Origin of the sequence: Pseudomonas sp. EA_35y_Pfl2_R5 (genome assembly GCF_963970805.1) — a bacterium.
Taxonomy (GTDB): domain Bacteria; phylum Pseudomonadota; class Gammaproteobacteria; order Pseudomonadales; family Pseudomonadaceae; genus Aquipseudomonas.
In genome coordinates this window covers 1-23,233 of sequence record NZ_CAXAOW010000005.1, presented here as the reverse complement: position 1 = coordinate 23,233, position 23,233 = coordinate 1, and the positions used below count along the sequence as shown (strand labels likewise).

Below are 23,233 nucleotides of genomic sequence, written 5' to 3'. Positions count from 1 at the left end.
ACAGTTCGCGGCGCTGACTGTATCTGTTAGCGCCACGCCTGCCTCTCTACACTGCAGCCTTTAGTCAGGGGCTTGGGTATGCGAGAGCAGGGAAGGGGCATCGCGGTGATCTGTCTGGTGATCGCCATGGCGCTGTGGGGCAGTTCCTTTATTGCGCTGAAACTGGCCTTTGCCGAGTTGCCGCCACTGTGGGTGATCTTCGGCCGTATGGCTTTAGGCAGTCTGGTGTTTCTGCTGGCCTGGCGCTGGCGTGGGCAGATGCACTACCGCGCCGGTGACTGGAAGTACCTGCTGGGCCTGGCGGCCTGCGAACCCTGTCTATATTTCCTCTTTGAAGCTTTGGCCTTGCAGCACACCAGCGCTGCCCAGGCGGGCATGGTCACGGCCTTGTTGCCACTGCTGGTGGCGGTCGGAGCGTTTATCTTCCTGCGCGAGCGGATTAGCCGCATCACCTTGGCAGGTTTTCTGGTCGCCCTGATCGGCGCCGTATGGCTAAGCCTGGCCGGAAGCGCCGATGAGCATGCCAGTAACCCGATTCTCGGCAACTTCTACGAGCTGCTCGCGATGCTTTGCGCCATGGGTTACACCCTGCTGCTCAAGCACCTGTCATCGCGCTATTCGCCTTTTCTGCTGACCGCCATGGTGGCCTTTGTCGGCACCATCTTCTTTCTGCCCTTGGCCTGGTTCAGCGCTCCGTTGCCAACCAGCGTTAGCCCAATGGGCCTGGGCGCGGTGGCGTACCTGGGCATTCTGGTCACGGTGGGCGCCTACGGGTTGTACAACTTCGGCGTCAGCCGCTTGCCGGCTAGCCAGGCGTCGGGCTTTACCAATCTGATTCCGGTGTTCACCCTGCTGTTCGCCATACTGCTCTTAGGCGAAAGCCTGAATGCTGTGCAGGTTTTAGCCGCCGCTTTGGTATTTGCCGGCGTGTTGTTAAGTCAGTGGCGCGGTGCTACGCCCATGCCCGCTGGCGTGCTGGATTGAGGAACTAATGATGAGCGATACACGAAGCTGGGCGCGCGAAGCGATCCGTATTATCGAGGCGGATTTTCAGCGCAGCGCCGATACCCACCTGATTCCCCTGGCGCTGCCGGGCTTACCGGGCGTCGAGCTGTATTTCAAGGACGAGTCCAGCCATCCCACTGGCAGTCTTAAGCATCGCCTGGCGCGTTCGCTGTTTCTTTATGCGCTGTGTAACGGCTGGCTCAAACCTGGCGCGCCGGTGATCGAGGCGTCCAGCGGTTCCACGGCGATTTCCGAGGCCTATTTTGCCCGCTTGCTGGGGTTGCCGTTTATTGCGGTGATGCCGGCCAGCACCTCGAAGGAGAAGATCGCGCAGATCGCCTTCTACGGCGGGCAGAGCCATCTGGTGCAGGATCCGACGCAGATATACGCCGAATCCGAGCGCCTGGCGCGGGAGGGCGGCGGGCACTTTATGGATCAGTTCACCTACGCCGAACGTGCTACTGACTGGCGTGCCAACAACAATATTGCCGAGTCGATCTTCCAGCAGCTGCGTAGCGAGCGCTTTCCCGAACCGAGTTGGCTGGTTTCCAGCCCCGGCACCGGTGGCACTCTGGCCACGCTGGGGCGCTATGTGCGCTACCGCCGCCACAACACCCAGGTGCTGTGCGCCGATGCCGAGCGTTCGGTGTTCTTCGATTACTACCGCACGGGCGATGCCAGCCTGTGCCTGAACCATGGTTCGCGTATCGAAGGAATCGGCCGGCCGCGAGTCGAGGCATCCTTTCTGCCGTCGGTAATCGATGCGATGTGCAAGGTGCCCGATGTACTGTCGCTAGCCGCCATGCATTACTTGGCGCAGCGCCTGGGTCGTAAAGTGGGCGGCTCCAGTGGCACTAACCTGATTGGCGCGTTGCTGGTGGCGCAACGTATGGTCGCTACGGGGGAGTCCGGCTCGGTGGTGGCGATTCTCTGCGATGGCGGCGAGCGCTATGCCGACACTTACTATGATCAGGCCTGGCTTAGCGCCCAGGGTTTCGACCTGACTGGGTTAATCGCAGCGGTGGCGGATTGTGCCGAACGCGGCGTCGCCTTGCCGGCTGACTTGCCCACGGCAGGGCTGTAGATGGATAACCTGCGCATTCGTGAGGCGACGGCTGCCGATATCGACAACCTCTGTGGGCTGATCTTCGAGCACGGGCCGAATCCATGGAATTATCTGCCTCCTGCCGAGGTAACAACCCATCTCCAGCAGATTGCCGACGGTTCGGTGTCGGCATTGCTGGCCGAGCGCGGTGGTGAGCTGCTCGGGTTTGTCAGTTATCAACGTTCGCGGCAGTTTTCCCGCTACCAGCCTCCCGCCCGCCTTGATCTTGAGCACGCCTATATCTGCGAAGCGGTCACCCATCGCGCAGTTGCCGGACAGGGCCTGGGTTCACGCCTGCTTAAACAGGTGATTGCCGCGCTGGTTGAGCAGGGCATAAGCGATATCTATATCGACCGCCACGAAGAGAACGCCGCCTCGGCCGGGATGATGCGCAAGGCCGGTTTTGTCGAAGTCGAAACCTACGCGGACCCTGAACGTCGCCCCAATGGTTCGCGGTGCACCACGCTCTGTTGTCTGCGTCTGCACGTGTAGTCGGCCGCTCGCGATCCTGTGGGCAAGCCGTGCTGGTCTAAAGTCACTGCTGAAGGTGGGCGTACACCGCGCCCCGAATGCAGCAGGAGAAATACCATGGGAACTGTGCGCAGCTGCTTGCACTTGCTGCTCTGGTCAGCCGTTTGGCTGAGCGTACCGGCGCTGGCTGCCAGTGATACGGCGGGGTCGAAGGATCATCCGCTGCTGTCCCGCTACCCGAATTCGCATATCGTCGAGTACGAGCAGAACTACAACGCCGCGCAGTTCGCCATCGGCACCCAAGACGGCGTGCCACAGCGCCAGACCGTGGAAGGCGATGCCACGCAGATTCGCTATTTCCACAACGCGGTAGACAGCCAGCCGAGCCCGCTGCAGCTGCTGCGCAACTATCAGAATGCGATCAAGTCGATCGGCGGCGAAGTGGTTTACGAGCGTCTGCCGCAGGATGGTGATGGCGGCGAAACCACGCTGAAGGTCACGACCGGTGGTAAGGAGGTGTGGGTGCGCCTGGAACCGGAAATCTTCAGCGCACCGACCCAGAGCTACAAGCTGGTGATCGTCGAAGTGGCGGCCATGCAGCAGGTTGTCAGCGCCAATCAGTTGCTCGATGAACTCAACCGCAACGGCTTTATCGCTCTGTATATCAACTTCGATACCAGCAAAGCCGAGCTCAAGGCCGATGGCCTGGCCACGGTAGCGGAGATTGTCAGCATGCTGAAAACCTCGCCGGCTCTGCGTCTGGCCATCGAAGGCCATACCGACAGTCAGGGGCAGGCCGAGGCTAACAAGCTGCTGTCCGAGCAGCGCGCGCAGAGCGTGATGAACGCCATAGTCGCCGCCGGTATCGAGGCGCAGCGGCTGACGGCTGCAGGCTCCGGCCAGGAACGACCGGTGGCGGATAATCGCAGTGAGGAAGGGCGTGCGAAGAATCGCCGGGTCGAGTTGGTCAAGCTGTAGCCCACACGCTGCCTGGCTTGCAGGCAGCGTGTGGGTGACCTCTTAAACAGGTTCGGCAATACCCAGCATGTCGCGGATCAGCGCTTCGGCCACGCGAATGCCATCAACCCCGGCGGAGAGGATGCCACCGGCATAACCCGCGCCTTCACCGGCCGGGTACAGGCCGCGCACATTGAGGCTCTGCATATCTGCGCCACGGGTGATGCGCAGCGGCGAGGAGGTGCGGGTTTCGATGCCGGTCAGCACCGCGTCATGCAGGTCGAAACCCTTGATCTGCTTGCCGAAGGCCGGCAGCGCTTCGCGGATGGCCTCGATGGCAAAGTCCGGCAGGGCCAAAGCCAGATCGCCCAGCTTGATCCCAGGTTTGTAGGATGGTTCGACGCTGCCCAGTGCGGTGGACGCTTTGCCGGCAATAAAGTCGCCAACCAGTTGCCCCGGCGCTTCGTAGTTGCTGCCGCCGAGCAGGTAGGCCTGGGATTCCAGGTGTTCTTGCAGCTCCACGCCGGCCAGCGGGCCACCGGGATAATCCTGCTCGGGGGTGATGCCGACCACGATGCCGGCGTTGGCATTGCGCTCATTGCGCGAGTACTGGCTCATGCCGTTGGTCACCACGCGGTTCGGCTCCGAAGTCGCCGCGACCACGGTGCCGCCTGGACACATGCAGAAGCTGTAGACCGAGCGGCCGTTCTTCGCGTGGTGCACCAGTTTGTAATCCGCAGCACCGAGCTTGGGATGGCCGGCGTATTTGCCCAGGCGCGCACGGTCAATCAGGCCTTGCGGGTGCTCGATACGAAAGCCCACCGAAAATGGCTTGGCTTCCATGAAGACTTCGCGTTTGTGCAGCATGCGGAAGGTGTCACGCGAGCTGTGGCCAAGGGCCAGGATCACCTGGCGGCTGAGAATCTGCTCGCCGCTGTCGAGCACCACGCCTTTGAGCTGGCCATCCTCGATCAGCACATCGCTGACGCGCTGCTGAAAGCGAACTTCGCCGCCTAGCGCCTTGATTTCCTCGCGCATGGTGGCGACCACGCCGGTGAGGCGGAAGGTGCCGATATGCGGCTTGCTGACATAGAGAATCTCGTCCGGCGCGCCGGCTTTGACGAACTCATGCAGCACCTTGCGCCCGTAATGCTTGGGGTCCTTGATCTGGCTGTACAGCTTGCCATCGGAGAAGGTGCCGGCACCGCCCTCGCCAAACTGCACATTGGACTCAGGGTTGAGCACATTCTTGCGCCACAGGCCCCAGGTGTCCTTGGTGCGTTGGCGCACTTCGGTGCCGCGCTCCAGCACGATGGGCTTGAGTCCGGCCTGGGCGAGGATCAGCGCGGCGAAAATCCCGCAGGGGCCGAAACCGACGACCAGCGGACGCTCTGCGAGGTTCTCAGGCGCCATGCCGACTGCTTTGTAGGCGGTATCCGGGGTGACGCTGATATGCCGGTCATCGCTGAACGTGGCCAGCAGCGTCGCTTCATCGCGCAGCTCGCAGTCGATGGTGTAGATAAAGTGCATTTCACTGGATTTCTTGCGCGCATCGTAGCTGCGCTTGAACAAGGTGAAGCCAAGCAGCTCGCTGTCGGCAATCCCCAGGCGCTGGACGATAGCCGGGCGCAGGGCCTCGTCGGGGTGATCGAGGGGCAGCTTGAGTTCGGTAATACGAAGCATGAGGGACGATCCACTTTCAGGGCCGGAGGCAACCCGGCAGCTTTTAAAAGGCGGCGATTATACGCCTGATCCGTGGCTAAAGGCCGCCGCCGATAGCGGGCCGCGGCCTGTAATATGGCTGGGTGCTAGTGTGCCTGAGGCTTTACCCAGGCCAGCATCACATCGATCATGCGGTTGGCGAAGGCCCACTCGTTGTCATACCAGGCCAAGACCTTGACCAGATCGCCCTGCACGCGGGTGTGGCTGAGGTCGACCACGCAGGACACCGGGTGGCCGTTGAAGTCGCTGGACACCAGCGCCAGTTCATTGCATTCCATCACCCCGGGCGGCAACTGCAAGGCACCGGCCTGCAGCGCGGCGTTGATCGCTTCGCGGCTGGTCGGGCGCTCGCTGGTAAAGGTCAGATCGACCAGTGACACGTTGGGCGTTGGTACGCGTATCGATAACCCATCCAGGCGGCCGATCAGCTCCGGCATGACCAGGCCGATGGCCTTGGCCGCGCCGGTGCTGGTGGGGATCATCGACAGCGCGGCGGCGCGGGCGCGGTAGAGGTCGCTGTGGGTCTTGTCCAGCAGGTTCTGGTCATTGGTGTAGGAGTGGATGGTATTAACCAGCCCCTGACGAATGCCCACGGCTTCGTGCAACACCTTGGCCATCGGCGCCAGGCAGTTGGTGGTGCAGGAGGCGTTGGAAACGATCTGCTGATCACCCAGCAACTGGTGGTTAACGCCATAGACCACGGTCAGATCGGCGCTGTCCAGCGGATGCGAGAGCAGCACGCGCGGGCTGCCGGCACTGATGTGCTGTTCGACTTGGTCGCGCTTCTTCAGCTTGCCGGTGCATTCGAGCACCAGATCCACCGCGTGCTCACGCCAGGGCAGATTGGTCACTTCGCGCTCACGCAGCAGCTGGATCGGGTGGCCGTTTACCAACAAGGTATCGCCGTCCAGGCTGATATCCCCAGGAAAGCGGCCGAAGGTGGAGTCGAAACGGGTGAGGTGAGCGAGGGTGCTTTGCTCACCCAGGTCGTTGATCGCGGTGAGGTGGATCTGCTGCTCCAGTTTGCGCTCGAACAACGCGCGCACCAGGCAGCGACCGATACGTCCATATCCATTGATAGCAATGCGCAGCATAACGATTTCCCTTTGGCTAACTTCCCTTTCAGCTTAGGTCAATCGTCTGCCAGCCGGCTGATCCGTGTCAGCCAGCTGATTACTAATCGTTACGTGCGCCGCCTAGGTAGGCGCAACCACGCAGGATTTCCCCATTAAGGCGCAACTCGGCGCTCAAATGCTGTACTGCACCACTCATGTCATCGACACAGCGCTGGCGGGCGATCCACAGATCCAAGCGTTGGCCGTTGGCTTCGCTGCTGAGGTTGAGGCGACCTTCGGGCAATTGCTCTTCCAGGTACGGCAGCGCCTGTGGCTCTTTGCCTGGGCGATTGAGGATCAGCCCCTGATTGCTTACCACGATATTCCAGTCCGGTTCATGGCCGCTGGCGCGCAGGATGGTGCGGGCGAAGTTGATATCTGTGCAGCCATGGCCTTCAGCCTGTACGCGGTACACCTGGCTAGGCACGAACTGACCATCGACACCTTTCTGCGCATTGGCCTGCAGTTGGCCGCGCATATCGACATGCAGCGTTGTGTGGCCATCACTAAACAGCGTGCTGGCATCGCTGCTCAGCTCGGCGGCGCTGTCTTCCTTGAGGATAAATTGACGTTGTTCCTGGCAGGGGCGAAACAGCAACTGGCCCGCGTTCAGGCTGAGCTCGCCCTGCATGCGCGTCTGCTCGATTGCGGGCTCGGCGGGTTTGTCGGTAAACACCTGGCAACTGGCGAGCAGTGGCAACAAGGCAAAGCAAAAAGGGCGGCTGAAACGCATCGTGGGGCACTCCTGAAAAGTGCGCTCACGTTACCCAGGCCCCTGGCGTATCACAAGGGTACGCCGCTACATGTTGGCAGGGTGGCGTGAAATCTGCATCTAGGCGCTATCCGCCGGTTTCTTGTCACCGGCAGCGGGAGAGACATGATGCGTAGTCTGTTGCTGATAATGAGCGTGTTGCTGCTGGGTGGCTGCATGAAGGCCAGTGATCTGGCGGATGAGGCAATCTATCAACTGCGTGATGTGGGCGTGCTTGATCATAGCCAGACGCGTCGCGCCAGCCCTTGGCGCCTGCAGGCTGATTCCTTTATTTATATTGCCCAAGGGCATTTCGTGCCGCCGGGTGATGCCTACCCGCGGCCCAATGTGGTGGCTGAGGAAGCCTACAAGGGCTTTATCGAATATTTCCCCATGGTGCGTCGTGCCAAGGCGCCGCTAGGGTTGGAAGAGTCGCTGGCCGAGGCCCGCGAAGTCGGGGCGCACTATCTGTTATACAGCCGCTTTGCCTATGCCGATGACCGTATCGGTACGGTGGAGGAGTGGGAGGACCAGGAGGCGCTGGATCGCCTGGGTACTGATCGCGGAGTGATCCAGCTGATGCTGATCGAGACCAATACCCGCTATTTGGTCGATACCGCGCGCATTCGTGGCCGCGGAGGCTTGCTGACCCTCTATGATGCAAAACCGGAGGACCTGATTGGTCCGGCGCTGCAGGATTACGCGCGGCGTTTATTGGGTTTGGGACATTAATGATGACTGATACAGGCAAAGCCGGCGATTTGCTGGCGCAGATACCCAAAGGGGAAGGCAAGGGCTTGCCGCCAGTGCACCTGTGGAACCCGACATTCTGCGGTGACATCGACATGCGCATCGCCCGCGATGGCACCTGGTACTACCTGGGTACGCCGATTGGCCGCAAACCGATGGTCAAGCTGTTCTCCACCATCATTCGCCGTGATGGCGATAAATACGTGCTGGTGACGCCGGTTGAAATGGTCGGCATCCAGGTCGATGACGCACCCTTTGTCGCAGTCAGCCTGCAGGTTGAAGGTGAAGGTGAGACGCAAGTGTTGCGCTTCATCACCAATGTCGAGGATGAGGTGGTTGCCGGCAGTGAGCATCCGCTGCGGGTCGAACTGGATGCCGTAACCGAAGAGCCCGCACCCTATGTGCACGTGCGCAGCAATCTTGAGGCGCTAGTTCACCGCAATGTGTTCTATCAGTTGGTCGAGCTGGCGGTGCCGCGCGAGATGGACGGCAAAGCCTGGCTGGGTGTGTGGAGCAGAGGGGAGTTTTTTCCTATCGGTCCGCAGCCGGACTGACCTGCTTTCTCGGTAGCGGTTGTTGCAATCAGCGCAATAAAAAAAGGCTCCCGAAGGAGCCTTTTTGCGTCTTAGATGCCTGTATACGATCTCGCGAGCTAAAGCCATGCAAGGCGTAAACAGGTGAGGAAGCGGAGTGTACTTTTGTACATGAGCATTCCGAACCTGTTTTCAACGCTGCAGGGCCGACGCGCAGCAGAGCGTAGGCAGGTTCTCACATATTGGGGTAGTTAGGCCCGCCGGTGCCTTCAGGGGCCACCCAGTTGATGTTCTGGGCTGGGTCCTTGATGTCACAGGTTTTGCAGTGCACGCAGTTCTGTGCATTGATCTGGAACTTCTGCTCGCCATCTTCCTTGGTGACGATTTCGTAAACGCCGGCCGGGCAGTAGCGTTGGGCCGGTTCGTCATACATCGGCAGATTCTTGCCCAGCGGAATGCTCGGGTCGGTGAGCTTCAGGTGGCAGGGCTGCTCCTCTTCATGGTTGGTGTTGGAGAGGAATACCGAGCTGAGCTTGTCGAAGCTGAGCTTGCCGTCCGGTTTCGGATAGGCAATCTTTGTGCACTCGGCGGCCGGCTTCAGGCAGGCGTAATCCGGCTTGGTGTCGTGCAGGGTGAAGGGGAGTTTGCCGCCGAAGATGTTCTGGTCCAGCCAGTTGAAGCCGGCACCCATCAGTGGGCCAAACTTGTGCATCGCCGGGCCAAAGTTACGGGTGCTGAACAACTCGTCGTACAGCCAGCTGGCCTTGAAGGCATCGACATAGCCGGTCAGCTGGTCGCCGCCTTCTTTACCGGCAAACAGTGCATCGGCTACGGCCTCTGCGGCGAGCATGCCGGATTTCATGGCGGTGTGGCTGCCCTTGATTTTCGCCACGTTCATGGTGCCGAGGTCGCAGCCGATCAGGGCGCCGCCGTTGAACACCATCTTCGGCAGGGAGTTGATGCCGCCTTTGGCCAGGGCGCGAGCACCGTAAGCGATGCGCTTGCCGCCTTCCAGGTACTGGGCGATCACCGGATGGTGCTTGTAGCGCTGGAACTCGTCGAATGGCGACAGGTGCGGGTTGCTGTAGGACAGATCAACGATCAGGCCGACTACCACCTGGTTGTTTTCCAGGTGATAAAGGAAGGAGCCGCCGGTGTTTTCTTTGGCGACGAGGTCCAGTGGCCAGCCAGCGGTGTGTACCACCAGGCCTTGTTCGTGCTTGGCCGGATCGATGTCCCAGATTTCCTTGATGCCGATGCCGTAGTGCTGGGCGTCGGCTTCGGAGTCGAGGTTGAATTGCTTGATCAGCTGCTTGCCGATATGGCCGCGGCAGCCTTCGGCGAACAGGGTGTACTTGGCCCGCAGTTCCATGCCTGGGGTGTAGTAACCCTCTTTCGGGTTGCCTTCACGGTCGACACCCAGGTCGCCGGTGAGAATGCCATAGACCGCGCCTTTCTCGTCGATCAGGGCTTCCTGAGCGGCGAAGCCCGGGTAGATTTCCACGCCCAAGTTTTCCGCCTGCTGCGCCAGCCAGCGGCACAGATTGCCGAGGGAAATGATGTAGTTGCCATGGTTGTGCATGGTCTTGGGTACGAAGAAGTCCGGAACCTTGGTGGCTTTCTCGGCGTTCTTGAGTACATAAATGTCGTCGCGCTTGACCGGGGTGTTGAGCGGGGCGCCCAGCTCTTTCCAGTCAGGGAACAGCTCATTCAATGCACGCGGCTCGAACACCGCACCGGAAAGAATGTGCGCGCCGACTTCGGAGCCTTTTTCGACCACGCAGACGCTGATTTCTTTGCCGGCTTCGGCGGCTTTCTGCTTCAGTCGGCAGGCGGCGGACAAACCAGCAGGGCCGGCGCCGACGATGACGACGTCGAATTCCATAAATTCGCGTTCCACAGGCAATCTCCTACTCAGGGCTCTCTAATTTTATTTGGCGATCGAGCTCGTTCCATGAGCGATGCTGGCGCATTATATCCAGACCCTTCGGATGGGCCAATACAAACGTTTGTTTGAATTTTCTGTAGGGCTGTTAGAATCTTACTACATCGCTGACGATTGGCCGGTTCGTTGTATTGACCAGTCTAGGTCGTGCGGTCAAGATACGGGCGGTTTTGTGTCTGCCGTTATTGGTCGACTCCCGGTTCCGGCCGGTCTGTAGTTCCCGCCATGTTCGCTTCTGGCGACATTCTTATTCACCGGAGAGTAACGAGGAATCCATGAAGGTTCTTGTAGCTGTCAAACGAGTGGTCGACTACAACGTCAAAGTTCGCGTCAAAGCGGACAACAGCGGCGTTGATCTTGCCAACGTCAAGATGTCGATGAACCCTTTCTGCGAAATCGCCGTGGAAGAAGCTGTACGCCTGAAAGAGAAAGGCGTGGCGAGCGAGATCGTTGTCGTAACCATCGGCCCGGCCACTGCTCAAGAGCAGCTGCGTACCGCGCTGGCGCTGGGTGCTGACCGTGCCATCCTGGTTGAGTCCGGTGACGAACTGAACTCCCTGGCTGTGGCCAAACTGCTTAAGGCAGTGGTCGACAAAGAGCAGCCGCAGTTGGTGATCATGGGCAAACAGGCCATCGACAGCGACAACAACCAGACCGGCCAGATGCTCGGCGCACTGACTGGTTTCGGTCAGGGCACCTTCGCCTCCAAGGTTGAAGTAGCTGGCGACAAGGTCAACGTAACCCGCGAGATCGACGGCGGTCTACAGACCGTTGCTCTGAGCCTGCCAGCTATCGTGACCACCGACCTGCGCCTCAATGAGCCGCGTTATGCGTCGCTGCCGAACATCATGAAAGCCAAGAAAAAGCCGCTGGAAACTGTTACTCCGGCCGATCTGGGCGTTTCTACCGCATCCACCGTCAAAACTCTGAAAGTCGAAGCGCCTGCTACCCGCAGTGCCGGCATCAAGGTCAAGTCCGTGGCTGAACTGGTCGAGAAATTGAAGAACGAGGCGAAGGTAATCTAAATGACTATCCTGGTTATCGCTGAACACACCAATGCCGCCCTGGCTCCAGCCACGCTGAACACTGTTGCAGCTGCTGCGAAGATCGGTGGTGACATCCACGTTCTGGTTGCAGGCTCCGCTTGCGGCGCTGCTGCCGAAGCTGCTGGCAAAATTGCTGGCGTGGCCAAGGTGCTGGTTGCTGACAACGCCGCTTTCACTCACCAGCTGCCGGAAAACGTCGCGCCGCTGGTAGCTGAGCTGGGCAAGGGCTACAGCCACATTCTGGCTGCTGCTACCAGCAACGGTAAGAACATTCTGCCGCGCGTTGCCGCTGCGCTGGACGTTGATCAGATCTCGGAAATCATCGCTGTTGAAAGCGCTGACACTTTCAAGCGTCCGATCTATGCCGGTAACGCTATCGCCACCGTGCAATCTTCCGCTGCCGTTAAAGTCATCACCGTGCGTAGCACGGGTTTTGATCCGGTTGCTGCTGAAGGTGGCTCTGCTGCTGTTGAAGCAGTTGGCGGCGCAGCTGACGCTGGCAAATCGGCTTTCGTTGGTGAAGAACTGGCCAAGTCCGATCGTCCTGAACTGACCGCTGCCAAGATCGTCGTTTCCGGCGGCCGTGGCATGCAGAACGGTGACAACTTCAAACACCTGTACGCTCTGGCCGACAAACTGGGCGCTGCTGTAGGTGCCTCGCGCGCCGCAGTTGACGCAGGTTTCGTACCGAACGATATGCAGGTCGGCCAGACCGGCAAAATTGTTGCGCCACAGCTGTACATCGCCGTCGGTATCTCCGGCGCGATCCAGCACCTGGCTGGTATGAAAGACTCCAAGGTGATCGTTGCGATCAACAAGGACGAAGAAGCGCCGATCTTTCAGGTTGCCGATTACGGCCTGGTTGCTGACCTGTTCGAAGCAGTACCTGAACTGGAAAAACTGGTCTAAGCCGGTTTCCCTAGTGCAGAAAAAACCCGCTCACTGAGCGGGTTTTTTATTGCCTATATTTTGGCGCTAATCCGGCAATGCTTGGAGAAAGGTCCGGTAGTGCTGTGCGGTCAGTTCCGCCCGTTCAATCATCGGCGCATGGCCGGTATCCGCCAGGATAACCACGCTGGGTTTGCGCAGCAGGGGCTGCATGACCTCGACACTGGATACGTTTAGTGCACGATCTTCTGCGCCCCAGATGATCAGCGTCGGTGCCTGGATCTTCGGCAGCTCCGGTTCCAACGGGATATAGCGTTCGATCAGGTGGGCGAATACCTGGTCGTAGTGCGCGCTATTGGCGATGGCCTGCTCGGCGAAATAGACCTTGAGCGATTCCGGCAGATAGGGCGGCTGCACGAAGATAAAATCGAGCAGGCGCTGAAAATCCTCGGGGCTTTTTACCACCAGCGGATTGGGCTCGCCGCGCTGCAGCCGTTGCATCAGTTCGCTAGGCTGCGGCGAGGTGATACCGGCGTTGTCGAGTAGTGCCAGAGATAAAGTCTTGTGTGGATAGCGTGCGGCATATAGCGCGCTGATATGCCCGCCCATGGAGTTGCCGATCAAGTGCAGCTGTTCTATTTTCAGCGCATCAATCACGCTGGCCAGGCGTTCGGTCTGGGTGCCAACATCGTAGCTCCCGGCTGGTTTGTCGCTGGCACCGAAGCCTGGCAGGTCGAGGGCTATAATCCGGTAATCCTGGCTGAGGTGCCGAGCGAAACGCAGCCAGTTATCCTTGTTGGCCGCAAAGCCGTGCACCATCAGGATGGTTTGTGCGCTGCTTGGGCCGCCCTCGTAGTAATGAATGCTAAGATCGCCCACGCTGATCTGCTTGAGACTTAGCCCGGCGCGTTGTCGCTCCACCAGCTGTACGCTCGTCAACAAAGCGGCGGGTGACAGGTAGAGCAGGGCTGCAGTGCCGGTTAGCAGTAGCATTAAGGCTGCGATCAGTTTTTTCATGATTAGTCTTTATCGCGAATTCGTATGGATGCGTATTAAGCTAGCATGATCCAGAAGTCTCCCGATGTGTGGCCGCAGACGCCCATCCAAGGTTAAGTCGAGAAGTCGCCAATGCTTGAGCGTGGTTTTTATAGGTCGTTTCTCCTGTTGTTTGCAGCGCTGCTGATGCCGGCTTTAGCCGTTGCAGCAGGCAAGTGCGAACGCCTGGTGGCGACTGGTAATCCGGAGTATCCGCCATACCTCTGGCGTGACCCGCAGAATCCTCAACAACTGATCGGCGCCAATGCCGACCTGCTGCAGCACCTGGCCAAGGAGCTGGGTGTGGTGGTGGATATCATCTATACCGGGCCCTGGTCACGGGCACAGGATGAAGTGCGCACCGGTCGTGTCGACCTGATTGCCGGGGCGTTTCTGACTCTGCCGCGCCTGGAAGTCATGGATTACGTGCATCCGGCGTTTTTCTATACCCCAAGTGTGGTCTGGGTACATCGCGGTGCCGAGTTCCCCTACGCCGGCTGGGATGACTTGCGCAATCGCACCGGCGATACCTTGGTTAACAACAGTTTTGGCCAGACATTTGATGCCTACGCCAAGAGTAATCTGACTCTGGAAGGCGTTGCCAGCCTGACCCAGGCGTTCCAGAAGCTCTTGCTTGGGCGTACCGACTATGTGCTTTACGAGCGTTATCCGGGGCAGGCTCTGGCCGATAGCTTGGGCATGCAGGACGATCTGCTGGTGCTCGATCCACCGATCTCCAGCGAAGGTTTATACCTGACGTTGTCGCATAACTCGGCCTGCAACGATGCGTGGCTGCGCGGCATGTTGGCGAAGAAAATGAACGAGGCGATCGCCAGCGGTTTGCCGGACGACTTGCTGCAACGCAATCTGCAGCGCTGGAAAGATCAACAGCTCGCCCCCACCGGTGAAGCTGAACAGTAGGGAAAATCTGTGATTTATCGACGTATTTGTGCGGCCTTGCTGCCGCTCATGCTCAGTGCCTGTGCATCCGACCCTGCGCCTAATGAGCAGCTGAGCTTGACCGAACAAGCGCTTAGTCAGGCCAAGGCGCTGGGTATTTCTGCTGAGCAATCGGCTTCGCTGCGCCTGGCCGAGGAAAAGCTCGCATTGGCCCAAGCGGCTATGCAGGATGAGGATTACAAACAGGCGCGGGTGTATGCCGAGCAGGCCGAGCTGGATGCGCGACTGGCTGAAGCCGAGCACCTGACCGAGAAAAGCCAGCAGCAACTGGCCGAACTGAGTAACGCCATCAACCGCTTGCGCAAACAGCTGGGAGGCTTGCAATGAAGCATGCTCAGCTAAGTCTGTCGGCGCTTTTCGTGGCGCTGCTGTTGACCGGCTGCGCCTCATCGCACAGCTCAAGCGACCAAGCACTACAGGAGGCGAACGCCGCCTTTCAGCAGGTCAAGGAAGATGCCGATGTGCTGCGCAGTGCGCCCAAGGACCTGATTCGCGCTGGTGAGTCGCTGGCCAAGGCTGATCGGCTGTCGAGCTATTGGGGCAGCGGCGCTGATGTCAGTCACTATGCCTATCTCAGCCAGCAATACAGTGCGATTGCTGGGCAGAAGAGCGCGCTCAATCTGAACCAAGAGCGTGCGGTCAAGCTGGAGCTGGAGCGTCAGCGCCTGCAGTTAGCCTTGCGTGAGGCCAAGCTGCTCAGCGTGCAGGATCAAAGCAATTGGCTTGAAGAGCAGATGGTCAGCCTGGCCACCAGCCAGAGCGAGCGCGGCCTGGTGATGACCCTGGGCGATGTGCTGTTCGATGCCGGCCACAGCGACCTCAAGGCCTCGGCCAATCGCACAGTATTGAAGTTGGTGCAGTTCCTTCAGCTCAATCCCCGGCGCATCGTGCGCATCGAGGGCTATACCGACAGCCGTGGCGATGCCCAGGAAAACCTTGAGCTATCCCGCGCTCGTGCCCAGGCAGTGGCCGATGTACTGGTCGATCTGGGCATCGATGGTAAACGCATCGAAGTGCAGAGCCATGGCGAGAGCTTCCCGGTAACCGAAAATGCCTCAGCGAAAGGCCGGGCGCAAAATCGCCGGGTAGAGATCGTGTTCTCCGATGAGCAAGGCAACCTGGGCTCGTCGCGCTAAGTTTTGCGTCGTTTAAAAGCCCCGGTTGGCCGGGGCTTTTTATTGCCTGTCATTCAGATCGGCGCAGCCTGCGGGCAGTCGCTAGGCATCGCCCCACAGTCCATACACCTGTTAATTGAACCGCTACAGTCCTGGCGGGTTCGCACTGTATCGCCCACAATTCAGTGAGCTGTACCGGTGCAATCGTAAAAGCCCGGTTTACTGTTACGGTTCAGTCAAGCAGGAACGCGGTCATGACCAATCTGTTGCTTTATCAGCGTATTGCCCAGCAACTGGCGGAAGACATCCGCCGCGGCGTTTACCAGCCCGGTGAGCGTGTACCTTCGGTGCGCAAGATGAGTGCGCAGCTCAGCGTCAGCCACGCGACTGTGCTGCAGGCCTACGCCAACTTGGAAGATCAGGGTCTGATTCGCGCCCGCCCGCAGTCTGGCTTCTACGTGCACCAGACCCCTGCCCTGACTGCGCCAACTCCCGATATCGCCCGCGTAGAGCGCCCTGGCTTGGTGACGCGCAGCAGCATTATCAATCAGGTGCTCACCGAGTCGCGGCGCGAGGGTGTATTCCCTCTCGGCGCCGCGGTGCCGCATGTGGATTACTTGCCCGTGCGTGCGTTGCACCAGCAGTTGGCCAAGGTCACTCGTTTTCACAGTGCGCGGGCTTTCAGCTATATGTTCAGCCCAGGCTTCGAGCCGCTGCGCCGCCAGGTGGCGATTCGTATGCGCGACGCCGGCGTGGTGGTCGACCCGACTGAGGTGGTGATCACTCACGGCTGCGTGGATGCGCTGCAGATGAGCCTGCGCGTGCTGACCAAACCGGGTGATCTGATCGCCGCCGAGTCGCCGACCTATTACGGTCTGTTGCAACTGGCCGACCTGCTCGGGCTGAAAGTCATCGAGATTCCCAGCGATCCGACCACCGGTATCAGTCTGGAGGCTTTGCAACTGGCAGCGAACCAATGGCCAATTAAGGCGCTGGTACTGACCGCGAGGCTGAGCAACCCGCTGGGCGGCACCATTCCCGAAGAGCGTCAGCGTCAGCTGCTGCGTTTGGCGAGTGACTACGATATTCAGATCATCGAAGACGATATCTACGGTGAGCTGATGTTCGAGCAAGGCCCGACCAAGGCGCTCAAATCCCATGACCGCGAAGGGCGGGTGGTGTATTGCTCGAGCTTCTCGAAAACCCTCTCACCGGGTGTGCGTATCGGCTGGATTGTCGCCGGCAAGTATCAGGATGAAATCCAGCGTTTGCAGACCTTCAGCACCCACTCGGCGTGTAGCGTGACGCAGATGGCGGTAGCGGCCTATCTGGAGAACGGTGGTTACGATCGCCACCTGCGCTTTATCCGTCAGGAGTACCGCAAGAACCTCAGCGCCTTCCAGCTGGCGGTGCAGCAATATTTCCCGGAAGGCACGCAGATGAGTCGGCCCAAGGGCGGTTTTATTCTCTGGGTCAGCCTGCCGGCGCGTGTCAATACCAAGGACCTTCACGTACGCGCCCTGCAGCAGGGCATCAGCATTGCGCCGGGGCTGATCTTCAGTAATACCGAGCAGTTCAACCACTGCATCCGCCTGAACTGTGGTATTCCATGGAACCGTGAAGCCGAGCGCGCTTTGATGACCCTGGGCATGCTTGCCGGGCAGCTATGTCAGGAAGGCGGTGATGAAGGTGATGTCCGTCGCCATTTTTAGCTACGAGGGGTGATCGGGCTCGCTTTTTTGCCAAGAGTATTTGACTGGCATCTCGCCATTACGTAAAAAGCCTCTCGAAATTCCATGTTGAGGGCAATCCGTTGCTCGGCATAGGTCATGGATAGAGCAGTCGGTAGTGCTACTGCCGACTGCAATGAGTTTTTGCAAAGTGCAGGGATGCCGATGTCAGACGTTTTTTCCGAGCCAGCCCCGCTCGACACGGGCCTTGCCTGCCTCGTAATGCTTGCGCGTTTCCACAACGTTGCTGCCTCCCCCGAACAACTCACCCACGAGTACGCCGAAGACGGCCGTCTGTTTGGCCGCACTGAGGTGCTCTTGGCGGCCAAGAAGCTGGGCCTCAAAGCCAAGTCTGCACGCAGCTCGCTGTCCCGCTTGAGCCATACACCGTTACCGGCCATAGCCGCTGATGGCGACGGGCGCTTCTTTATCATCGCCCGCCTGGATGACGGTAAAGCACTGATCCATGACCCGCAGGCTCAGCGCCCGGAAGTGCTGAGCTTCGAGGAACTAGAAGCTCGCTGGACCGGCGAGTTGATCCTCATTCGTTCGGAGTCCTCGCTCGCCGGTGACCTGGCGCGCTTCGACTTCAGCTGGTTTATTCCGGCTATCGTCAAATACCGCAAGCTGCTCGGCGAAGTGCTGCTGGTGTCGTTTGTACTCAATATTTTTGCACTGCTCACGCCGCTGTTTTTCCAGGTGGTAATGGACAAGGTGTTGGTGCACCGCGGCCTGACCACCTTGGACGTGATCGCAATTGGCCTGCTTGGCATCATGATCTTCGAGACCGTGCTCAGTGGCCTACGCAGTTATGTCTTCGCCCACACCGCCAGCCGGATCGACGTGGAGTTGGGCTCACGCTTGTTTCGCCATCTGGTGACTTTGCCACTGGCCTATTTTCAGGCACGGCGGGTCGGTGATTCGGTTGCACGCGTACGCGAGCTGGAAAACATCCGTAGCTTCCTCACCGGCAACAGCATCACCCTGATTCTGGATGTGCTGTTCTCCGTGGTGTTTATCGCTGTGATGTTTATGTACAGCGGCTGGCTGACTCTTGTGGTGGTGCTGTCTCTACCGTTGTACTTCATTGTGTCCCTGCTGATCACCCCGGTATTGCGGGCGCGCCTAAACGAGAGTTTTACCCGGGGTGCGGAGAATCAGGCGTTTCTGGTGGAAACCATTAACGGCATCGACACCCTCAAGTCGATGGCAGTGGAGCCGCAGATCAACCGCAAGTGGGATAACCAGCTGGCCGGTTATGTGGCTGCCAGTTTCAAAACCCAAACTCTCTCCACCATCGCCAATGAAAGCGTCGGCTTTATTGGCAAGCTGGTGACTGTTACGACTCTGTGGCTGGGCGCACGCTTAGTGGTTGAAGGCGATCTGAGCGTGGGCCAGTTGATTGCTTTCAACATGCTCGCCGGCCGGGTATCTCAGCCGATCATGCGGCTGGCTCAACTGTGGACCAACTTCCAGCAGACTGGCGTTTCCGTGCAGCGCTTGGGCGACATTCTCAATACCCGTACCGAACTGTCTCAGGACTCGCGCAGCGCTTTGCCGCCACTGCGCGGCGATGTTGAATTTGACCAAGTGCAGTTCCGCTATCGCCCCGATGGCTCGGAAGTGCTGCGCGGTATTAGCCTGACCATCCAAGCGGGCGAAGTGATTGGCGTCGTCGGGCGCTCCGGCTCCGGCAAAAGCACATTGACCCGTTTACTGCAGCGCCTCTACACCCCCGAGCGCGGCCGCGTGCTGGTTGACGGCATGGATCTAGCCCTGGCCGATGTCTCCTCACTGCGCCGACAGATTGGCGTGGTGCTGCAGGACAACATGCTGTTCGCCCGCAGCATCCGCGAGAACATTGCCCTGGTTGACCCGGGCACGCCCATCGAAGCCGTGATGCAGGCAGCCAAGATGGCCGGTGCTCACGACTTCATCCTCGAACTGCCAGAAGGCTACGACACCGTAGTGGGCGAACATGGCGCCTCACTCTCGGGCGGCCAGCGTCAACGCATCGCCATCGCCCGCGCGCTGATCGGCAACCCGCGCATCTTGATCTTCGACGAAGCGACCAGTGCTCTGGACTATGAGTCCGAACGCATTATTCAGCAGAACATGCAGACCATCTGCAAAGGCCGCACGGTGATCATCATTGCTCACCGTCTTTCTGCCGTACGCGACGCCAACCGTATCCTGGTTATGGATCGCGGGCAGATCGTCGAGCAGGGCAGCCATACCGAACTGCTGACCCACCAGGCTGGCCATTACTCACGTTTACATCGCCTGCAGCAAGGCGGTGCGGCATGAGCGCCAAACGCGACTTGATCAACCGCTACCGTCAGGCCTGGCGACACTCCTGGCAGAACCGCAAAGCCATGGATGCACCGGCGCGGCTAAACCACGAGGTGCAATTCCTGCCGGCTGCTTTGGCTTTGCAAGAACAGCCGGTGCATCCAGCGCCACGTTATACCCAATGGACCATTATGGCTTTTGCGGCCCTGTCCCTGCTGTGGGCCTGCGTCGGTGAAATCGACGTGGTTGCCACCGCCAGCGGGAAGATCGTGCCCAGCGGTAAGAGCAAGGTTATCCAGCCCAGCGAAGTAGCGGTGGTCAAAGCCATTCATGTATACGACGGGCAACAGGTCAAAGTCGGTGACCTACTGATTGAACTGGACACCAGCATGACCGGTGCCGATGTCGAGCGCCTGAACAGCGACCTGCTCGCCGCCCAGGTCGACAGCGCCCGCGCCCAAGCATTGCTGGAGGCCATTCAGAACAACCGTGCCCCGACAAGCCTGGCGCAGCTGATCCCCCAGGCCAGCGCCGAACAGCAACTGGCGGCGCAACGCTGGCTGCAAGGCCAGTACTTGGAACTGCAAAGCACTTTGGAACAAAGCGCTGCCGCCATCGAGCAGCGCAGTGCCGAGATCCAGGCTGCACAAAGCACGGTGTCTTCACTGGAGCTAAGCCTCCCGATCACCCGTGAGCTGGCTGCCGACTACAAGCGTTTGCTCGAACGACAATTTGTCGCCAAACACGCCTACTTGGAAAAGGAACAGATTCGACTCGATCAGGAGCGTGAGTTGAGTATTCAGCAATCGCGTGTACGCGAACTCAGTGCGGCGAAGAAGGCTGCGCAGAGCCAGCAAAACAGCGTGATTGCCCAGACCCGCCGAGCCATGCTCGACCTGCAACATGAGTCTCAACAACGCGCCGCTGCACTCACCCAAGAGCTGAAAAAGGCGCAACAGCGCGACAGCCTGATGCGCCTGACCGCACCGGTAGATGGCACCGTGCAGCAACTGGCCATACATACCAATGGCGGTGTAGTCACCGAAGCACAACCTCTGATGGTCATCGTCCCCAGTGACCAGCCAGTGGAAGTGGAAGCCATGCTGGAGAACAAGGACATCGGCTTTGTAAGGCCAGGGCAAACCGTAGAGATCAAAGTCGAAACCTTCAGCTTCACCAAGTACGGCGTGGTCGACGGCGTTGTGCAAAGCATCTCCAACGATGCCATCGAAGATGAACGGTTGGGGTTGGTGTATAGCGCGCGTATACAGCTTAAGAAGAACACGATTCAGGTGGGTGAGAATCTAATTGCGCTATCGCCGGGTATGGCGGTTAGGGCGGAAGTTAAGACGGATAAGCGGAAGGTGATTGATTACTTCCTCAGTCCGCTCAAGCAATACACGGCGGAAAGCTTAAGCGAGCGCTGAGCATAAAATAATGGGGTGGGTTGGTGAGGGTAGTGACCCATCGGAGACAGAATGCTTAATAAATCCCAATATTAATGGTCTTAGCGAGCTATTTTTCAGAATCTCTCGTTAGGAGGGGTGCTGATAATTTGTTTTAGTCGGAAAGTTCTTGCTTTGGCATCCTTGGTGCAGATGTTGATTTTATATGTTTAGTGTGGGGGTAAGCCTCTCTTAACTATAGTTGTGTTTAATTAATATGGAGGTTGGTATGGCGCAACAGTCACAGCAAGCGGAGCCGCATAAAACAGTACGAACTAGTTATGCGAATAATGCCGTCGCGAATGCAATTCAAGCGGCATATATAGCATGGAGGTCAGAAGGAGGGCCGTGGAGCCCTGAAAACCAAGTGGGTGCTCAAGAAACAGCGGAACAATTTTTGGGCGGTGAGGTGGACTTAAGTAGGGTGTTTAATTCTATTAATAATCATAATCAAGCGCTTAAGGTTGCGCTAGACTTTGATAAGAGTATTGATCCTAATACAAATACAACTTTCAGGTCCTCTCATAGTTTCGTCCAGCGCAGCGATCCTCTCGCTCTTGATCTCGACGACGACGGCATAGAAACTATTTCAGACAACTCCGGTATTACCTTTGACTTCGATGGTGACGGTCTTAAAACAGGTACAGGTTGGGTTAAGGGCGATGACGGTTTTCTAGTGCTAGATCGCAACGGCAATGGCACGATTGATTCCGGCAAGGAGCTGTTCGGAGTTGATACCGTCAAGGCCAATGGTCAGTTGGCCTCCGACGGCTTTGATGCATTGCGTGACTTGGATGGTAATACAGACGGTGTATTCGATGCCCAAGATCAACAGTTCGTGAGCGTTCGCGTTTGGCAGGATACGAATCAGGATGGTATCGCCCAGGCCAACGAGATGAAGAGCCTGGCCGAGCACAATATTACCGCTATTAATCTGGGCTCCACTGCGACCAACCAGAACTCCAATGGCAACTTAATCAGTGCCGTGGGTACTTTCGTGCGTGGGGATGGCAGCGAGGGTTCGGTCAATGGCAACCAGAGCTTGGCCGCCAACCTGGATTTGGCCACTAATCCGTTCTACCGCGAATACACCGACCGTATCGCATTAAGTGACAGCGTCAAAGCCCTGCCTGACATGAAGGGTTCTGGTGCCGTGCGCGATCTGCGTGAGGCCGCAATGCTCAAGGCCGGGCTGAAAAGCGTCTTAGACCAATACAGCCAGGCGCAGAGTCGTGAGCAACAAATGGGCCTGCTTGATAAGCTTTTAACCGAATGGGCCTCAAGTTCTGCCTTTAAGACCTGGGATCAACGTATCGGCAACCTCGGCAATGACCTGTTAGAAGTCAGCTTCGCTTATTCCTGGGAACGCGCTGAGACGGAAGGCTTTGGCGTCGGTGGTGGCGGAAGCAGTGGTAGCGTTAATCTAGCAGAGGGTGATGGATCTGCTGCTAATAGCGGGCCTACAGAAGCACAGCTCGCACAAAAGCAGTTGCTGGAGCGTATCAAAGTACTGGAAGTGTTCAATGCTCAGAACTTCTTCAACTTTTCCCGAAGCACTACGTCTGGGGACTCAAATGGGGACGCTATTAATCGACTTACCTTGGCCTCAGGTGCTGCTACCGGCACGAGATCGTTAGGGTTTGGTGTTCGGGAAGTAGTGCTGACCGAAAAAGACCTCAATATCAACGCTGGCCAGGCGGCACTGCTAAATCAGTCATATGAGTCTTTACTAACATCGGTCTATAAGGGCTTAGTAGTTCAAACACAACTGCAACCTTATCTTGATGTAGTTAGGGTAGAGTTTACAGAAGCCGGCTTTGCTCTAGACCTTGCGGCCAGCCAGCAACTTTTTCAACAGAATGCCCAGCAGAACCCAGTTGAAACCCTTTTGGACCTTGCTGATTTCATTAACTACATGAAATTTTCGGGCAAAGATATGCTGGACTGGGGGGGGGCGGGCGACAGCATGTTCAATGCCTTGAGCGAAACTGATGCCGTTGAGCTTCAACGTCAACTCGCTTTGCTTCCTCATACAACTGGTGCGGTACGCTTTGGTACTCAGGGTGTCGATAATCTGAGGGGAGGTGTTGAGGCAGATATATTCTTCGCTGGTGCAGGTAACGACATTATTGATGGCGGTGCGGGCAGCAACACGCTGTACGGCGGAGCCGGCGATGACACCTTGTTGGTACATGCCTCCTCCAATGGCAACGTCCTGGCCGGTGGTACCGGTAATGACGCGCTGATAGGTAGCGGCTACGCCGACACCTATGTATTCAACCTGGGTGATGGTGTGGACACCATCACGGAAAGCGTCATCTCGGGTTCGACCGCTGTCTATACCGACGTGCTGCGCTTTGGCGAGGAT

General features: G+C 58.4%; 19 protein-coding genes and 1 pseudogene. 15 read left to right on the top strand and 5 right to left on the bottom strand.

Going from position 1 to position 23,233, the window contains the following annotated elements:
• Positions 1–78: 78 nt before the first annotated feature.
• The 4 genes from AACX99_RS11400 (at position 79) to AACX99_RS11385 (ending at position 3,559) form a co-directional block, all read left to right on the top strand.
• Complete coding sequence (locus tag AACX99_RS11400) at positions 79–984, top strand: DMT family transporter (RefSeq protein ID WP_339411897.1); 906 nt, start codon at positions 79–81, stop codon at positions 982–984.
• A gap of 7 nt (positions 985–991) precedes the next feature.
• Entirely contained in the window at positions 992–2,089 is a 1,098-nt protein-coding gene (locus tag AACX99_RS11395) for a PLP-dependent cysteine synthase family protein (protein ID WP_445261862.1), read from the top strand.
• Positions 2,090–2,602, top strand: coding sequence for a GNAT family N-acetyltransferase (locus AACX99_RS11390; protein WP_339411894.1), 513 nt, complete (start codon positions 2,090–2,092; stop codon positions 2,600–2,602).
• 96 nt (positions 2,603–2,698) lie between these two features.
• On the top strand, positions 2,699–3,559 hold the full coding sequence (locus tag AACX99_RS11385; protein ID WP_339411893.1) for an OmpA family protein: 861 nt from the start codon (positions 2,699–2,701) through the stop codon (positions 3,557–3,559).
• A 42-nt stretch (positions 3,560–3,601) separates the two neighbouring features.
• Here the strand turns inward: AACX99_RS11385 and AACX99_RS11380 are convergent, their stop codons facing one another.
• From AACX99_RS11380 to AACX99_RS11370, 3 genes are all read right to left on the bottom strand, one after another.
• On the bottom strand, positions 3,602–5,221 hold the full coding sequence (locus AACX99_RS11380; RefSeq protein ID WP_339411892.1) for an NAD(P)/FAD-dependent oxidoreductase: 1,620 nt from the start codon (positions 5,219–5,221) through the stop codon (positions 3,602–3,604).
• Positions 5,222–5,346: 125 nt separating this feature from the next.
• Positions 5,347–6,354, bottom strand: a complete 1,008-nt coding sequence (gene gap / locus AACX99_RS11375) for a type I glyceraldehyde-3-phosphate dehydrogenase (protein ID WP_339411891.1) — start codon at positions 6,352–6,354, stop codon at positions 5,347–5,349.
• Between the two features lie 82 nt (positions 6,355–6,436).
• Positions 6,437–7,108, bottom strand: coding sequence for a COG3650 family protein (locus AACX99_RS11370; RefSeq protein WP_339411890.1), 672 nt, complete (start codon positions 7,106–7,108; stop codon positions 6,437–6,439).
• Between the two features lie 147 nt (positions 7,109–7,255).
• On the opposite strand from AACX99_RS11370, the gene AACX99_RS11365 reads away from it, so the two are divergent.
• Together AACX99_RS11365 and AACX99_RS11360 are read left to right on the top strand one after the other, a co-directional pair.
• Positions 7,256–7,858 carry a DUF4823 domain-containing protein gene (locus AACX99_RS11365; RefSeq protein ID WP_339411888.1) on the top strand — a complete coding sequence of 201 codons (603 nt, stop codon included), beginning with the start codon at positions 7,256–7,258 and terminating at the stop codon, positions 7,856–7,858.
• 2 nt (positions 7,859–7,860) lie between these two features.
• Positions 7,861–8,430: a DUF1285 domain-containing protein gene (locus AACX99_RS11360; RefSeq protein WP_339411886.1), complete on the top strand. Its 570-nt coding sequence runs from the start codon at positions 7,861–7,863 to the stop codon at positions 8,428–8,430.
• Positions 8,431–8,644: 214 nt separating this feature from the next.
• Here AACX99_RS11360 and AACX99_RS11355 read toward each other — a convergent pair whose 3' ends face one another.
• On the bottom strand, positions 8,645–10,309 hold the full coding sequence (locus AACX99_RS11355; RefSeq protein WP_339411885.1) for an electron transfer flavoprotein-ubiquinone oxidoreductase: 1,665 nt from the start codon (positions 10,307–10,309) through the stop codon (positions 8,645–8,647).
• A gap of 320 nt (positions 10,310–10,629) precedes the next feature.
• Here AACX99_RS11355 and AACX99_RS11350 point away from each other — a divergent pair, with 320 nt between their 5' ends.
• Entirely contained in the window at positions 10,630–11,379 is a 750-nt protein-coding gene (locus AACX99_RS11350; RefSeq protein ID WP_339411884.1) for an electron transfer flavoprotein subunit beta/FixA family protein, read from the top strand.
• Positions 11,380–12,309 (top strand): electron transfer flavoprotein subunit alpha/FixB family protein, encoded by a 930-nt coding sequence (locus AACX99_RS11345; RefSeq protein WP_339411883.1) that lies wholly within the window; start codon positions 11,380–11,382, stop codon positions 12,307–12,309. It begins immediately after the preceding gene.
• A gap of 66 nt (positions 12,310–12,375) precedes the next feature.
• Here AACX99_RS11345 and AACX99_RS11340 read toward each other — a convergent pair whose 3' ends face one another.
• The gene (locus tag AACX99_RS11340; RefSeq protein WP_339411882.1) at positions 12,376–13,305 is read right to left on the bottom strand and encodes an alpha/beta fold hydrolase; all 930 of its coding nucleotides are present in this window, start codon (positions 13,303–13,305) and stop codon (positions 12,376–12,378) included.
• A 111-nt stretch (positions 13,306–13,416) separates the two neighbouring features.
• Here AACX99_RS11340 and AACX99_RS11335 point away from each other — a divergent pair, with 111 nt between their 5' ends.
• From AACX99_RS11335 to AACX99_RS11305, 7 genes and pseudogenes are all read left to right on the top strand, one after another.
• Positions 13,417–14,244: a substrate-binding periplasmic protein gene (locus tag AACX99_RS11335; RefSeq protein WP_339411880.1), complete on the top strand. Its 828-nt coding sequence runs from the start codon at positions 13,417–13,419 to the stop codon at positions 14,242–14,244.
• A gap of 9 nt (positions 14,245–14,253) precedes the next feature.
• Entirely contained in the window at positions 14,254–14,610 is a 357-nt protein-coding gene (locus tag AACX99_RS11330; RefSeq protein ID WP_339411878.1) for a DUF4398 domain-containing protein, read from the top strand.
• The gene (locus AACX99_RS11325; RefSeq protein ID WP_339411876.1) at positions 14,607–15,419 is read left to right on the top strand and encodes an OmpA family protein; all 813 of its coding nucleotides are present in this window, start codon (positions 14,607–14,609) and stop codon (positions 15,417–15,419) included. Before AACX99_RS11330 ends, AACX99_RS11325 begins: the two co-directional genes overlap by 4 nt.
• 233 nt (positions 15,420–15,652) lie before the next feature.
• A complete protein-coding gene (locus tag AACX99_RS11320; protein ID WP_339411874.1) occupies positions 15,653–17,110 on the top strand; it encodes an aminotransferase-like domain-containing protein in 1,458 nt (485 codons plus the stop codon).
• Positions 17,111–17,287: 177 nt separating this feature from the next.
• A complete protein-coding gene (locus AACX99_RS11315) occupies positions 17,288–19,435 on the top strand; it encodes a type I secretion system permease/ATPase (protein ID WP_445261861.1) in 2,148 nt (715 codons plus the stop codon).
• Positions 19,432–20,847, top strand: coding sequence for an HlyD family type I secretion periplasmic adaptor subunit (locus tag AACX99_RS11310; protein WP_339411872.1), 1,416 nt, complete (start codon positions 19,432–19,434; stop codon positions 20,845–20,847). Before AACX99_RS11315 ends, AACX99_RS11310 begins: the two co-directional genes overlap by 4 nt.
• Positions 20,848–21,094: 247 nt before the next feature.
• A pseudogene (locus AACX99_RS11305) lies at positions 21,095–23,233 on the top strand (hypothetical protein); the annotation flags it as partial.

What these genes read in the sequence shown, in the direction of transcription:
- AACX99_RS11315 (WP_445261861.1), top strand. Translation starts at nt 17,288, where the DNA reads ATGCCGATGTCAGACGTTTTTTCCGAGCCAGCCCCGCTCGACACGGGC.
- AACX99_RS11320 (WP_339411874.1), top strand. Translation starts at nt 15,653, where the DNA reads ATGACCAATCTGTTGCTTTATCAGCGTATTGCCCAGCAACTGGCGGAA.
- AACX99_RS11395 (WP_445261862.1), top strand. Translation starts at nt 992, where the DNA reads ATGATGAGCGATACACGAAGCTGGGCGCGCGAAGCGATCCGTATTATC.
- AACX99_RS11385 (WP_339411893.1), top strand. Translation starts at nt 2,699, where the DNA reads ATGGGAACTGTGCGCAGCTGCTTGCACTTGCTGCTCTGGTCAGCCGTT.
- AACX99_RS11365 (WP_339411888.1), top strand. Translation starts at nt 7,256, where the DNA reads ATGCGTAGTCTGTTGCTGATAATGAGCGTGTTGCTGCTGGGTGGCTGC.
- AACX99_RS11325 (WP_339411876.1), top strand. Translation starts at nt 14,607, where the DNA reads ATGAAGCATGCTCAGCTAAGTCTGTCGGCGCTTTTCGTGGCGCTGCTG.
- AACX99_RS11335 (WP_339411880.1), top strand. Translation starts at nt 13,417, where the DNA reads ATGCTTGAGCGTGGTTTTTATAGGTCGTTTCTCCTGTTGTTTGCAGCG.
- AACX99_RS11400 (WP_339411897.1), top strand. Translation starts at nt 79, where the DNA reads ATGCGAGAGCAGGGAAGGGGCATCGCGGTGATCTGTCTGGTGATCGCC.
- AACX99_RS11340 (WP_339411882.1), bottom strand. Translation starts at nt 13,305, where the DNA reads ATGAAAAAACTGATCGCAGCCTTAATGCTACTGCTAACCGGCACTGCA.
- AACX99_RS11310 (WP_339411872.1), top strand. Translation starts at nt 19,432, where the DNA reads ATGAGCGCCAAACGCGACTTGATCAACCGCTACCGTCAGGCCTGGCGA.
- AACX99_RS11360 (WP_339411886.1), top strand. Translation starts at nt 7,861, where the DNA reads ATGACTGATACAGGCAAAGCCGGCGATTTGCTGGCGCAGATACCCAAA.
- gap (WP_339411891.1), bottom strand. Translation starts at nt 6,354, where the DNA reads ATGCTGCGCATTGCTATCAATGGATATGGACGTATCGGTCGCTGCCTG.
- AACX99_RS11390 (WP_339411894.1), top strand. Translation starts at nt 2,090, where the DNA reads ATGGATAACCTGCGCATTCGTGAGGCGACGGCTGCCGATATCGACAAC.
- AACX99_RS11370 (WP_339411890.1), bottom strand. Translation starts at nt 7,108, where the DNA reads ATGCGTTTCAGCCGCCCTTTTTGCTTTGCCTTGTTGCCACTGCTCGCC.
- AACX99_RS11380 (WP_339411892.1), bottom strand. Translation starts at nt 5,221, where the DNA reads ATGCTTCGTATTACCGAACTCAAGCTGCCCCTCGATCACCCCGACGAG.
- AACX99_RS11350 (WP_339411884.1), top strand. Translation starts at nt 10,630, where the DNA reads ATGAAGGTTCTTGTAGCTGTCAAACGAGTGGTCGACTACAACGTCAAA.
- AACX99_RS11345 (WP_339411883.1), top strand. Translation starts at nt 11,380, where the DNA reads ATGACTATCCTGGTTATCGCTGAACACACCAATGCCGCCCTGGCTCCA.